Origin of the sequence: Vibrio sp. D404a (genome assembly GCF_030248535.1) — a bacterium.
Taxonomy (GTDB): domain Bacteria; phylum Pseudomonadota; class Gammaproteobacteria; order Enterobacterales; family Vibrionaceae; genus Vibrio.
On sequence record NZ_JAHGAJ010000017.1, the window covers coordinates 36922 to 50445 of the forward strand.

General features: G+C 40.3%; 10 protein-coding genes. 2 read left to right on the forward strand and 8 right to left on the reverse strand.

The genetic code is table 11. From position 1 onward, the window contains the following. Positions 1-7 precede the first annotated feature (7 nt). Positions 8-1933 carry a nucleoside-diphosphate sugar epimerase/dehydratase gene (locus KI655_RS10410; RefSeq protein ID WP_285404453.1) on the forward strand — a complete coding sequence of 642 codons (1926 nt, stop codon included), beginning with the start codon at positions 8-10 and terminating at the stop codon, positions 1931-1933. Positions 1934-2144: 211 nt separating this feature from the next. Beyond that, entirely contained in the window at positions 2145-3209 is a 1065-nt protein-coding gene (gene wecA, locus KI655_RS10415) for a UDP-N-acetylglucosamine--undecaprenyl-phosphate N-acetylglucosaminephosphotransferase (protein WP_285404455.1), read from the forward strand. A gap of 114 nt (positions 3210-3323) precedes the next feature. Here wecA and cysN read toward each other — a convergent pair whose 3' ends face one another. The 8 genes from cysN to asnB all read right to left on the reverse strand — a co-directional run bounded on the left by cysN (position 3324) and on the right by asnB (position 13524). After that, the gene (cysN, locus tag KI655_RS10420; protein ID WP_285404457.1) at positions 3324-4730 is read right to left on the reverse strand and encodes a sulfate adenylyltransferase subunit CysN; all 1407 of its coding nucleotides are present in this window, start codon (positions 4728-4730) and stop codon (positions 3324-3326) included. 87 nt (positions 4731-4817) lie between these two features. Next, positions 4818-5780 carry a DHH family phosphoesterase gene (locus KI655_RS10425; protein ID WP_285404889.1) on the reverse strand — a complete coding sequence of 321 codons (963 nt, stop codon included), beginning with the start codon at positions 5778-5780 and terminating at the stop codon, positions 4818-4820. Between the two features lie 2 nt (positions 5781-5782). Then, positions 5783-6412, reverse strand: a complete 630-nt coding sequence (gene cysC, locus KI655_RS10430; protein ID WP_285404459.1) for an adenylyl-sulfate kinase — start codon at positions 6410-6412, stop codon at positions 5783-5785. Next, on the reverse strand, positions 6412-7326 hold the full coding sequence (gene cysD, locus KI655_RS10435) for a sulfate adenylyltransferase subunit CysD (protein WP_306416255.1): 915 nt from the start codon (positions 7324-7326) through the stop codon (positions 6412-6414). Before cysD ends, cysC begins: the two co-directional genes overlap by 1 nt. Before the next feature lie 18 nt (positions 7327-7344). Then, positions 7345-9084: an SLC13 family permease gene (locus KI655_RS10440; protein WP_285404461.1), complete on the reverse strand. Its 1740-nt coding sequence runs from the start codon at positions 9082-9084 to the stop codon at positions 7345-7347. A 306-nt stretch (positions 9085-9390) separates the two neighbouring features. Further along, positions 9391-10518, reverse strand: a complete 1128-nt coding sequence (locus KI655_RS10445) for a glycosyltransferase family 4 protein (RefSeq protein ID WP_285404463.1) — start codon at positions 10516-10518, stop codon at positions 9391-9393. Positions 10519-10524: 6 nt separating this feature from the next. Beyond that, complete coding sequence (locus KI655_RS10450) at positions 10525-11598, reverse strand: EpsG family protein (protein WP_285404465.1); 1074 nt, start codon at positions 11596-11598, stop codon at positions 10525-10527. Next, complete coding sequence (asnB, locus tag KI655_RS10455) at positions 11599-13524, reverse strand: asparagine synthase (glutamine-hydrolyzing) (protein ID WP_285404466.1); 1926 nt, start codon at positions 13522-13524, stop codon at positions 11599-11601.

Below are 13524 nucleotides of genomic sequence, written 5' to 3' on the forward strand. Positions count from 1 at the left end.
AACAACCATGTCATTTTTACAACCTATTTGGGTTATGCCGAGACCACTGAAGCGACTCGTTAGCATCATTGTTGATGTTATATTTATTATTTTTTCTTTTTGGGGTGCTTTTGCAACACGTTTGGGTAACATTGAAGCTTATACTCAGCAAACTGAATACTGGAAGCTAATCGCATTTTTAGTTCCATGTACACTAGTTGTCTTTGTTAAAAGTGGGTTATATCGTGCAATTCTTCGTTATTTAAGTTTACATGCGGTATTAAATATCGCTATTTCTGCCATTGTATCAGCAGCTTTTATCGTTTTCTTTTCTTACTTTAACCATCTATACATGCCTCGCTCTATCCCAGTTATATACACGACTTATCTAGTCATATTGTGTGGGGGGTCTAGATTAATTGTTCGATTTTTAGTATCTAATTTAGTCGTAAAGCAAAAAAAGAAAGTCCTGATCTACGGTGCGGGGGTGGCAGGCCTACAACTCGCAGACCTTTTACGCCAAGGTAAAGACTATCATCCTGTCGCTTTCATTGATGACGACAGGAAAAAGCACAAGACAACCATGCATGGTATAACCGTTTATAGGCCTAAGTACCTTGATAAAATAATCAAAAAGCACGGTATATCAACGATACTATTGGCTGTTCCTTCAGCTTCCCAGCTTCAGAAAAAAAAGATTATTCAATCTTTAGCTAAGTTACATATTGAAGTATTAACTATTCCAAACTTAGACGATTTAGTGAATGGTAAACTGTCTATTGGACAACTTAAAGAGGTGTCGATTGACGATTTACTTGGTCGCGTAGCCGTTGCCCCCCAAGCAGAGTTCATGGAAGCTAATATTAAAAACAAGGTCGTAATGGTTACAGGTGCGGGCGGTTCTATAGGCTCAGAGCTCTGTCGCCAGATCGTCCAAAATAAACCAAGAACTTTAATCCTGTTTGACGTTTCTGAGTTTAATTTGTATCAGATTGAACACGAATTATCGCAGATGATAATGAATGAACAACTATTAATAAACGTGGTCCCACTATTAGGCTCAGTACAACAGCCTAACAGGTCAGTCGAAGTCATGAAAGCATTTGAAGTTAATACCGTTTTTCATGCAGCTGCTTATAAACACGTACCCTTGGTCGAGCACAATGTGATAGAAGGCGTACGTAACAACATTTTCGGAACTGTTTATACAGCAAAAGCTGCAATCGAAGCAGGAGTTGAATCCTTTGTTTTGATATCAACAGACAAAGCTGTTCGGCCGACAAACATCATGGGGACGACAAAACGAGTAGCTGAACTTGGCTTACAAGCCCTAGCAGACATCGAGCGTAAAAAAGAGAATGGAACACGATTTAGTATGGTGCGTTTTGGTAACGTTCTTGGCTCATCAGGATCTGTAATCCCTCTGTTTAAGAAGCAAATAGCGCAAGGAGGCCCAGTCACACTAACTCATAAACATATAACCCGTTATTTTATGACGATTCCTGAAGCTGCTCAATTAGTGATTCAAGCAGGAGCAATGAGCAAAGGTGGTGATGTGTTTGTATTGGACATGGGAGAGTCAGTGAAAATAGCTGAACTTGCTCGTAACCTCATTCACTTATCGGGTTTAGAGGTTCGAAATAGTGACAACCCAAATGGTGATATTGAGATTAAATGTACTGGCTTGCGCCCTGGAGAAAAGCTCTACGAAGAACTGTTAATAGGAGATAACGTAGCGAAAACATCCCATCCACGAATCATGACGGCTAATGAGGATTTTTTACCTTTGGATGAATACAATCAGCTTTTAGAGCACTTAGATACTGCTTGCCATTGTTTGGATCATGACACAATTCGAAATCTGCTGCTCGAAGCACCCACAGGTTTCACCCCTGTTGATGGCATTGGTGATTTAGTATGGAACGCTTGCAAAGGCAAACAATCCACTCATTAAACTTCGCAAAAGTAAAAAGCCTTAAATGATTATTAGTTTTAGAGGATGTACAGCAGCTTCAACACTAGAGTCTAAAGCATATGATAAATAGAACTAATAAAGAACAAGTCGAAACTGGCCCAATTTATAATCAACTAAATGTACATTACTAGTCATTTAGCGTATGATTCATGCATTAGGATATAAAAATAAAACTGGCTAGAGTTATATCATGTTCTTGGAACTTTCATTTGTTGGCTTTTTCTCTTTTGCCTCACTTTTCTTGATGCGCAAAGTAGCAAAGGCCATTGGCTTAGTGGACAAGCCAAATGCTCGTAAGCTACATACCGGAGCTATTCCCCTAGTTGGTGGCATTTCAATTTGCCTTTCAATTGGTCAATATATCGCTTCAAACCCAGATGTAATCCCTCACAGTTACCTATTCCTTTCATGTATAGCTATTCTGATTGTCGTAGGTGCATTGGATGATAAATTCGACATCAGCTTTAAAATTAGATTAGTCGTTCAAGCCCTCCTATCTATAGCAATGATGTACTTTGCTGACATCCGACTAGATAATATTGGTAACATCTTCGGCTTTGGTGATATGCATTTAGGTATATTGAGCCCAATCGTTACCATCTTAGCTGTCATTGGTGCTATTAATGCATTTAACATGGTTGATGGTATCGATGGCCTTTTAGGTGGGCTTGCTATTGTGACTTTTGCCGCTCTCGCAGTTTTGTTAAAAGTTGATAGTCAACATGGGCTTGCTTATCTGTGCGTCGTTTTTATTGCTGCAATTGTCCCTTACATTTTAATGAACCTAGGTATTTTGGGGCGAGAACGTAAAGTTTTCATGGGCGATGCGGGAAGTATGATGATAGGCTTTACGGTTATTTGGCTTTTACTAGGTGCAAGCCAGCAGTCTACTGATACACTTATGAAACCAGTAACCGCGCTTTGGTTGATTGCAATCCCACTAATGGACATGACAGCGATTATGTTCAGAAGAATACGCCGTGGAGATTCACCATTTAAACCAGACAGAGAGCATCTACACCATATTTTCCAACGTTTAGGGTGTACCCCAAAACAAACACTAGCCATTATCTGTTCTATTGCTGGAGGCTTTGCGGGATTCGGAATTTACGGTGAGCTGAGTGGTATCGCTGAATCAACAATGTTTACTTTATTTATACTTTGCTTCTTAGGATACACAGTGGCTATGAGCTATGTTTGGCGAATTACAAGCTGGGTAAGGCGTTGTAGAAATTTACCAGAAAAAGTGTTCTAGAGTTCATTAAAACTTGCTCCACTGACGTCAGTAGCTCTGTAACTGATAGCACTAAAATAAAAATGGCCATGTTCGATATATGAACATGGCCATTTTTAATAAATCTCACCAAGACTAAATTTCTATACATCCCCACTCAGGGAAGTGCTTACGTACATACGCATTCAGATCTTTTTCTGACTGACTGTATTGGCGAGCTTGATCTAGAGACTCTGCTGTCGAGTACACAACACCAGCACCAACCGTCACATTGGTAAAACGATCAATGATAATAAATGCACCTGTTTGAGGTAAAACTCTATACTCATCGACTGCAACTTTGTCAGTTAATGAGACAGACATAAAGCCAATTTCATTAAGATCTAGTGAGTCACTATCTTGAGCATGCTGCTCTAGAGTATTCACATCAACTTTATGTGCGATATCCGTTACTCGTCCAGAACAAGACTTTGTCGCAAACTTAAAGGTATACTCTTTATGCGTTCGAAGTGGATTTTCATCCATCCAAACCACATGAGCATCCAACTTATTAGTCACAGCTGGTTCATGGCCTTTATGAACAATCATATCACCACGAGAAACATCAATCTCATCTTCAAGAGTAATCGTAATAGCTTGTCCAGGGAATGCAACGTCCAAGTCACCGTCATGAGTGTAAATTGATTTCACTTGTGATGACTTTCCTGACGGCAGTGCAGTCACTTCGTCACCAGGGTGAATCGTTCCCGAAGCAAGTGTTCCGCAGAAACCACGAAAATCCAAATTTGGACGGTTTACGTATTGTACCGGGAAGCGCATTCGATCAAGGTTTTTATCTTGATCGACCTTTACCGTTTCCAACAGTTTCATCAACGTTGCGCCTGGGTACCAATCCATGTTTTCACTAGGTGTAACGACATTGTCGCCCTTAAGTGCTGAAATTGGAACGAAACGAATATCGTCAATATTAAAGCTCTTAGCCATTTCTCGATAATCAGCTTTAATCTTCTGATATACTGTTTGGCTGTAATTCATCAAGTCCATTTTATTGATAGCAACAATAATATGTTTGATACCGAGTAATGAACAAATGTAGCTATGACGACGAGTTTGAGTTTGAATACCGTAGCGCGCATCAACCATAACGATCGCCAGTTCACAAGTAGAAGCACCTGTTACCATATTACGAGTATATTGCTCATGCCCAGGAGTATCGGCGATAATAAACTTACGCTTATCTGTCGAAAAATAACGGTAAGCAACATCAATAGTAATACCTTGCTCACGCTCAGATTGAAGGCCATCTACCAATAATGCTAAATCGAAGGCCTCATCAGTAGTATTAAACTTCTGAGAATCCTTTTCGATTGCAGCCATCTGATCTTCGTAAATTAGCTTACTATCATAGAGCAGGCGACCGATAAGAGTAGATTTACCGTCATCAACGTTACCACAAGTTAGGAAACGAAGAAGATCCTTATTTTCGTGCACTTTCAGATATGCTTCAATATCTTCAGCAATCAAGTCTGATGAATGTGACATGTTTAATCCTTAAATTGACTGACGCAGCATACTTTTTAAAGGGGCTCTTTTTTAAGTTGGCTTCCGTAAGTATGCCTTTCAAATTAACTATGCATAGAAACGCGTAAGCGTTTCAATAAATGCTGTCTTTTCTTGGTTTGGGAGTTGATTAATGCCTGCCGCAGCCTTCCGACCACCACCGGTAGCAAACTGAGTACAAACTTCATCCGCACCTGTTCGATTATTCAATGGAGCTCGAACGCTAACCGTATAGTCTTGCTGGTTTTGATTCAAAGTTAATACTGCATGCGCTTTGTCTGGTGATTGATTTGCTAGATTATTACCAAACACACCGCTAATACGTCGAGCCCACGGTTCACAAGGTAGCTCGTACACTTCTGCAATTTCGCTATCGGCAATTGGCCTCAACTTCGCTAAGTTAGCGCTATCAGCTTCATAACCAGTTTTAAGCACATAGAATGGCGATGACAAATCCTCTTTCAAATCAAAAGGAGATTGATATTCCATCAGCATTGAAAAAAGCTCTGCCGGTGGAATATAGAGATCTGCTATCGTGGCACCATAACCGTTATAGTTTATTAATGTACCTAGTTCCTTTAGGAACTCTCTTTCTAGTTTTGTCAGAGATAGCTCGTCTGCGAGCGCCTCTGCGCTTGAAAACAAATTATCACCGTATGCACCAACAACAGCCCAGGTGGCGTAACGCCCTGATAAATGTTTATTGATCAATAAACTGGTACATGTCTGTGCATCCAAATTAATCAAAGCAGTAAAGTTACTCGCTTGAGGGACTTCACCAGTACGATGATGGTCACAATAAAACAGTGGGATATCACGCTCGATAAGGTCATATAGAGCGTCAATATTCTTTTCCATCGATATATCTAGTACCGTGACACCACTAGCGTCGCTCTCTAAAGCAACGTGCTGTAGTAACTTGATATCTCGCTTCACACCGGTTATCAGCTTCGACTTTTTTGGTTCGGCTTTTCGCAATTGTAATAAGGCGATAATGCCATCAGCATCCCCATTAAAAACATCGTAATGCATCATCAAATATACCCAAGTCTTTGTAACTCTTTGACTACTGCTTCAGCACAATCTTCAACTGATTTTTGTGCTGTTTCTATACGAATCTCGGCATTCACAGGAGCTTCATAAGTAGAGTCAATACCTGTAAAGTTCTTGATCTCACCTGAACGAGCTTTCTTATATAAACCTTTAGGGTCTCGCTGTTCACAAACCTCAAGTGGTGTATCAATAAACACCTCTAGGAACTGCCCATCAGACATAAGTGCTCGAGCCTGTTCTCGATCGGAGATAAACGGAGAGATAAACGCAGTCAATACTAGAGAACCAGAATCAACAAACAACTTAGCTACTTCGCCGATTCGACGGATATTTTCAACACGATCTGCATCACTGAAGCCTAAGTCTTTATTCAGTCCATGACGAACGTTGTCTCCATCAAGTAAATAGCTATGCTTTCCCAAACTTAGTAATTTACTTTCTACAGCATTAGCGACCGTGGACTTTCCGGAACCACTCAATCCAGTAAACCAAAGTACTGCAGGTTTCTGACCTTTTAACTGAGCGCGATCTTGATGAGTCACGGACGTATTGTGCCAAACAACGTCATCACTTACAGAGTCATTCAGTTTACGCTCGTAAGGAGTCGACATTAGAAATACCCTTCACGCTTTTTCTTCTCCATTGAGCCTGCACTATCATGATCGATAGCACGCCCTTGGCGCTCCGAGGTCGTCGTGAGAAGCATTTCTTGAATAATCTCTGGGAGAGTTGTTGCTTCAGATTCAACGGCGCCCGTTAATGGATAACAACCTAAAGTACGGAAGCGAACCATTTTCTCTTCTACTACTTCACCGTCTTTCAACTCCATACGTTTATCATCCACCATGATTAACATACCATCACGCTCAACTACCGGGCGTTTAGCTGACAAGTACAGCCCTGGAATTTCGATGCTTTCTAGGTAAATATATTGCCAGATATCGAGTTCAGTCCAGTTCGAAAGTGGGAAAACACGAATACTCTCACCTTTGTTCACTTTACCGTTATAAACGTTCCAAAGCTCTGGACGTTGGTTTTTAGGATCCCAACGATGGTGTTCGTCACGGAAGGAGTACACTCGCTCTTTAGCTCGAGATTTTTCTTCATCTCGGCGAGCACCACCAAAAGCAGCATCGAAGCCATGCTTATCCAATGCTTGTTTTAAACCTTGAGTTTTCATTACATCAGTATGTACCGAACTACCATGAACAAAAGGGCTTATATTCATCTCTAAGCCTTCAGGGTTTTGGTGAACAATGAGTTCCATGCCTAATTTCTTCGCCATGTAATCGCGAAATGCGATCATCTCTTTAAATTTCCACGTTGTGTCTACGTGCATCAGTGGGAATGGTGGAATACCCGGGGCAAATGCTTTCTTGGCAAGGTGCAACATTACTGATGAGTCTTTACCAACTGAATAAAGCATCACTGGGTTATCGAACTCAGCTGCGACCTCGCGCATGATATGTATCGACTCAGCCTCTAGCTGTTTCAGGTGAGTCATGCGTTCTGGAGAAATATTCATTTCTAAAAAATCCTTAAATTACAATCCAATAAAAAATGGAATCGTAGTTAATACAATTGCGCTATAAAGTAGGCACACTGGCACACCTACTTTAATAAAATCTTGTAGTTTATACTGACCCGCATTAAATACCATTAAGTTGGTTTGGTATCCATATGGGCTGATAAAGCTTGCACTGGCACCGAAGGCGATAGCTAAAATATATGCATATGGGTTGACCGACAACGAAGAGGCTAACTCTAAACCTATAGGAAACACTAGTGCCGCTGCAGCATTATTGGTCACTAATTCCGTCATCATCCACGCCAATAAATAAACCACTAAAAGTCCAATAAACGGAGTAAACAAATAGTCGTAAGAATGAACTACCCTTTCTAAGCCGTTTAAGGCACCACTGTTAAACAGCGCCTGAGATAACAACAGCGCCGACGAAATAATCAGCCAGATATTCTTGGGGATACGTTGTAATACTTCATTTGCACTCAAACTGCCAGACAGTAGCAATAAACCTAGTAAAATTAACATAACTTTAAATAGCGATACCAATCCAACGGCAGCGAGTAGAATCGCCCCTAGAAAGCCACCTATTGTTAGCTTTTCTTTCCACCCGTCCAAACAACCTTCGGTTTCCACTTCATTCAATAAAAAGAAGTTTTTTGTGATGTTATTACGAGAAGAATAATCATCCCCCACCGCGAGCACTAGATAATCACCAGCTTGCAGTTCTACATCACCCAGCTTACCTGATATCACCTCTCCATCTCTTTTAATAGCTACCACAGCAGCATCAAACAAAGCGCGAAAACCTGCATGCTTTAGTGTTTTTCCTATTAAATGGCTTTCAGGACGAATTACAACTTCAGAGAGGTTATCAAGAGGTAAGCCGATATCGGAAGCAAACAAAGACAACCCATCGAACTGAGTTAAAGTAGTAACCTTTTTAACATCGCCGCTGAACAATAACCGATCATGAGTTTGTATCACTTCTTGCGGTGTCACTGGGGATATCAAACGTCGATCACGTAAGATTTCCACCAAGAATAATGATTCCAAGTGACGAAGACCATTTTGTTCTACAGACTTTCCTATTAGGTCTGAATCTGAAGCGACCTCAGTATCAATAATATAGTCACGAATCTTAACTTGAGTATTATCATACTCTGGCAATAGTGGGCTTAATGCAAACAAAAGCGTTCCGCAGCCAAGTACCAAACATAAGCCCACCGCAGTAAAGTCGAAAAACATCAAACTGGGCAAACCAGAGTCAATAACCAAACTGTTTACAATCAAATTGGTAGACGTTCCGACTAAGGTTAGAGTTCCACCAAGTATGGCCGCGTAAGAAAGAGGGATAAGCAGTTTACTGGCCTTGTGATGTGGGTTGTTACGGATTGGAGCCAACATAGTTGAAACTACTGCTGTATTGTTCAATATTGCAGAAGAAAAAGTAGTTAAACCAAACAGCCTGAATAATGTTGAATGATAATTAGGTCCAATTACATAATTGGTAATCACTCGAAGGAGTTTGGTTTTTTCTAACGCTACAGAACAAACCATTAGTAGTATCAAAGTGAGTAAGCCTTTATTTGAAAAGCTTAATATAACTTGCTCCGTCGTAACAAGAGAAGTACTAAAAAGCACCAATAGCAATACGCCAAACACTCTATCCGGATGAGATTGAAAGCGTATCAAACCAAAGACTGTTGCAACGAATAAGCAAAGTACGTGAACAGCAGGGTTCTGTAACCAATCAAGCAAAACTTTTGCTCCAAATAAGCGAACTAAGTTCTAAGACTCTAAAACACTACAAGTCGCAGACTAACATTGTGAATGTTCTGGCTCAAGTAAGCGCCTTTGTAAAACAAAGAAAGACAATCTCTAGTAAATGGTTCACCATCCCAATAAAAGCGATGAGAAACTAAATTAACAACAGTTATTATTCAACCAAATTTGCAACCTAGCAATATCTTTTGAACTGCACTTATTATGCAAATAGATATGGAAAAATGTCATCATCGACTAGAAGCCTCTATCTGATATACCCAACGGGCATAACTTAAAGGGTCAATGAGCCTCATAAATTTTCATAACAGAATCTAAGGCATGTTGAACTACAATTTGTTCATCATAATCTTTCTCAATACGCGATCGGCTGTTTAAACACATTCGACTGTATGATTCATCATCCAGCTGAAGCATAGTAACCATTTTTTTATACAACGAGTCTGAAGACTTCACTTTGCACAATAAGCCGTTGAAGCCATGAGTAATAACATGCTTACAGCCAGGTACATCTGTGGTTATACTTGGAAGGCCCATGGCACCGGCTTCTAAAAGTGTTCTAGGCATTCCCTCTCGATAAGAAGGTAACACTACACAATCCGCATTTGCATAAACTTGCGCTATCGTGTTACTTGGGCCAATCCAGTTGATGTAGTCGGATTTTGATAACTCTTTAAGCTCATCACATGACAAAGCTGAAGCATTGTCCACCCCCGCAAAACCACACAAATCAAGCGTGAATATATACCCACTTTCAGCCAGTTTATGAGCTGCTGATATAAGCTCACGAACCCCTTTATCACCTAGCATTCTTCCAACAAATAAAAACCGGAAGGGCTCAGTAACATCACGATTTACTTTTATTGATGGTTCAAAATCATAGATATTAACACCAGAGCCTGGAAGCAGCGTCAATTTATTTTTATGGACCAGTTTATTGCTAATTAACACCTCCATATCTTCCGGATTTTGGCAAAACACTTTGCTGGCAAAAGGTTGGGATAAGCGATAAAGCAACTTCACAACTTTAGACGTTAAATTATTATTAATAAAAGCAGTACCCAGCCCAGACACATTATTAATAGCTTTGACGCCATTAAGCCGAGACGCCCAAGTTCCATAGATATTGTTCTTAATCGTAAAGTTAAAAACTACGACAGGTTTAACTTTACGATAAAACCAAAAGAGCCTGTAAACCAATGCCAAGTCTTTAATTGGGTTGCTGCCTTTGTTGTCCATTTCAAGATGAAACCACTCACACCCTAGCTCATCGACTAGTTTCTGAGAGTAGCCATCAACTGGAGATAGGCAAACAACTTTAAAACCATTTTTCTGGAAAGCATTTATCGTGGACGACCTGAAATTATACAAATACCAAGATGTATTGGCAGACAGAACTACTTTATTCATAATTAACTACAACAAGGTAAATGGATAAAACTGATACGGTAACCAGGCAAAACTATGCCCTGCAAAGAAAAGCCACACGAACAAAACTAAGCAATAATAACTACAAATAAGCAATACCCATTGTTTATTCGCCTTATTAGGATTTCCTAAAACTTCAGGCAAATGGGCGAAAACAACCAATTGTAATGGTAATAAGTATAGCGCGACACGATCTACCGCGGTACTGGCAGATGTTAGAAAAAGAATGGCAAACGAAATTAATGAAGCATATGAAAACCAACCCCATATCTGTTTTTCTTTAACAAGCATGTTAAATAAATTACGGTAATATAAAAAAATCACACTCGGCACGACACACATAAAAACTCTAATTAATGCACCTTGGGACTGATATTCTGCTTCTACGTAGTTGGCATAAAGCGCATCAACGCTATCTTGTAACAAGATAATATAAGCTCCTACTGCAGCAATGGTGATCCATAAAACACTTAACATTCGGCTCTTTGAAGATATCAGTGCAGCTACAGGAATCAGCAACACTGCCGATTTATGAAATAACGCTGCAACAATAATCCAGATAGAAAACCGAAAAGTAGATTTGTGTATTAATGCGTTAAGAGCGATCATTCCAAAGCCCAATGCTGTTGCTTGGCGTGAATAGCCCATTGCCAACACAATAGTCATGTAAGGAATAGCCGTGACTATCGCAAGCATTGGTCTTGGCAAATTCTTACAAAATACCATTAAACCAAGGCTAAAAAAGAAACCACAGAGTAAATTAACAGTATATATCCCGCCACCTACAGCACTGGCGATATAGTTAAGCAACTGATAACCCGGGTCTCCTAGTGAGAGTACCTCTTGTAGTGATAACCCATGGATTCTTTCCAAATAATCAAGATAAGCATACCAATCCCCTCCAACTTCCACTCGAAAGCCTACTAAAAAAGTAATGACAGCAGGTACAATTACCCAGACAACCGGTAAACGTTTGCCCGAATAATTATAACCTTCCGTGCGTCTTGGCTCAGCAACAGCAAAGGCAGCCACTAAAAAAAATAATGTCCAATACGCTAGCATTTATACACCTTCAGCTTCAAGCCATTGCTGAAACATTAGAACACACCATAACTGTGCTGTATGGTTATACTTCTTGGTTAAGTGTTCTTGCCAAAGTTTTGTAACCATTGGTTCATTTAAATAACCTTCGCGTTGCAATCTTACCGGATCAATTAATCCCTCTACCCACTCTCTTAATGATGTTCTTAGCCATGTATCTAGAGGAAGTGCAAAGCCCATTTTTGGCCTCTCAATTAACTCTTTAGGCACATATCTATATAGTACCTCTCGTAGGGGCCACTTTGTCACACCTTGCCTAAGTTTGATATCAAACGGCAACGACCATGCAAATTCTACAACTGAGTGATCAAGCATCGGTACTCGAGTTTCTAATGATACTGCCATTGCCGCCCTATCAACTTTAGTGAGAATGTCATCACTCATATAAGTCATCATATCCAAAGCCATCATCATCTCTGGTGCACTCAAGCTTTCAAACAGGTCATTTTGGGTAATAACTGACTTTGGTTCCTTACCTAGTAATACTAATTCTTCAGGCGCCTTCCATTGAGAAACTAACCCCAAGTATAAATCTTTAGAGCCTTGAGCTTCCAGTACCGCGGCTGCTTTATGTAGCTTATCGCCCAACTGACGCATTTTTTTTGATTTCGGTAAAACACTGTTCAACCCATCGAGCCGCTGGGGAGAAAAACTACTTATTCCAGTGGACAATAACGTTCGAATTGCAAATGGCAACGAACTAACTCTAGGCCACATTGTATGGGCAAGCTGATGGCGGTTATAACCTGCAAATAGTTCATCACCGCCATCACCTGATAGCGCAACAGTTACATATTGCTTAGCTAACTTAGAAACTAAAAAGGTCGGTATTTGTGAAGAGTCTGCAAAGGGCTCATCATAAACATTGTGAAGCTCAGGAATACAATCGAGAGCGTCTCGTGGGCTTACATACATTTCCGTATGCTCTGTTCCTAAATGTTTAGCAACAACCTTGGCATGTTCAGCCTCGTTATAAGCTTTATTATCAAAACCCATAGTAAATGTTTTTACAGGCTTATTGGTATTTGCCTGCATCAAAGCCACAATGCTTGTAGAATCGACACCACCAGATAAAAACGCCCCTAATGGAACATCTGAAATCACTTGTCGATTAACTGCCATCGTCAACACTTCATCCAACTTATCGACAGCTTGTTGTGCAGTTCCAGAAAAATGATTTTCTAAACCTTTGTTTACCACATCTTCAGCAGACCAGTACTGTGACTCAACAATTGAGAGCTTAGAATCAATCGTTAAAAACCTACCGGGCATTAACTTAAAGGTATGTTTGTAGATACAGTACGGCGCTGGAACGCAATTATGACGCATATATAAGCACAATACATCGCGGTTTATTTCGGGTTGAAAAGCAGGATGTTGCTTAAGTGCCTTAAGCTCTGAAGCAAAAATCAAGCTGCCATTTTGATTGGTGTAAAATAGTGGCTTTTCACCTAGCCTATCTCTTGCTAAAAGCAACTTTTCTTGTTCTACATCCCATAGCGCAATAGCGAACATGCCAGTCAGGTGCTTTAACGTTTTTTCAAACCCCCAAGCATCTATACAAACTAAAATCGTTTCAGTATCAGAGTGTCCACACCAAACTTCATCAGGAAACTGCTCTCGCAATTCTAAATGGTTATATACCTCACCATTAAACACCATTATATAGCGGCCACTGTTCGAAATCATTGGCTGGTGACCTGCCGGTGACAAATCTTGAATAGCTAGACGCCTATGACCAAAAGCTAACCCATCTTTCTCCGAACACCAAAAACCATCACTATCTGGTCCACGATGAATCAGCTGTGCGTTCATGCTTTTGATCGTACGATCAAGAAAGTCCCTACTTTGAGAGTTGAAAGAGATGAATCCGGTAAAACCACACAT

Bases quoted from the DNA above. Each gene is read 5' to 3' on its own strand.
- cysN (WP_285404457.1), bottom strand. From the start codon at position 4,730: ATGTCACATTCATCAGACTTGATTGCTGAAGATATTGAAGCATATCTG.
- KI655_RS10410 (WP_285404453.1), top strand. From the start codon at position 8: ATGTCATTTTTACAACCTATTTGGGTTATGCCGAGACCACTGAAGCGA.
- KI655_RS10445 (WP_285404463.1), bottom strand. From the start codon at position 10,518: ATGAATAAAGTAGTTCTGTCTGCCAATACATCTTGGTATTTGTATAAT.
- wecA (WP_285404455.1), top strand. From the start codon at position 2,145: ATGTTCTTGGAACTTTCATTTGTTGGCTTTTTCTCTTTTGCCTCACTT.
- KI655_RS10425 (WP_285404889.1), bottom strand. From the start codon at position 5,780: ATGCATTACGATGTTTTTAATGGGGATGCTGATGGCATTATCGCCTTA.
- asnB (WP_285404466.1), bottom strand. From the start codon at position 13,524: ATGTGTGGTTTTACCGGATTCATCTCTTTCAACTCTCAAAGTAGGGAC.
- cysD (WP_306416255.1), bottom strand. From the start codon at position 7,326: ATGAATATTTCTCCAGAACGCATGACTCACCTGAAACAGCTAGAGGCT.
- KI655_RS10450 (WP_285404465.1), bottom strand. From the start codon at position 11,598: ATGCTAGCGTATTGGACATTATTTTTTTTAGTGGCTGCCTTTGCTGTT.
- cysC (WP_285404459.1), bottom strand. From the start codon at position 6,412: ATGTCGACTCCTTACGAGCGTAAACTGAATGACTCTGTAAGTGATGAC.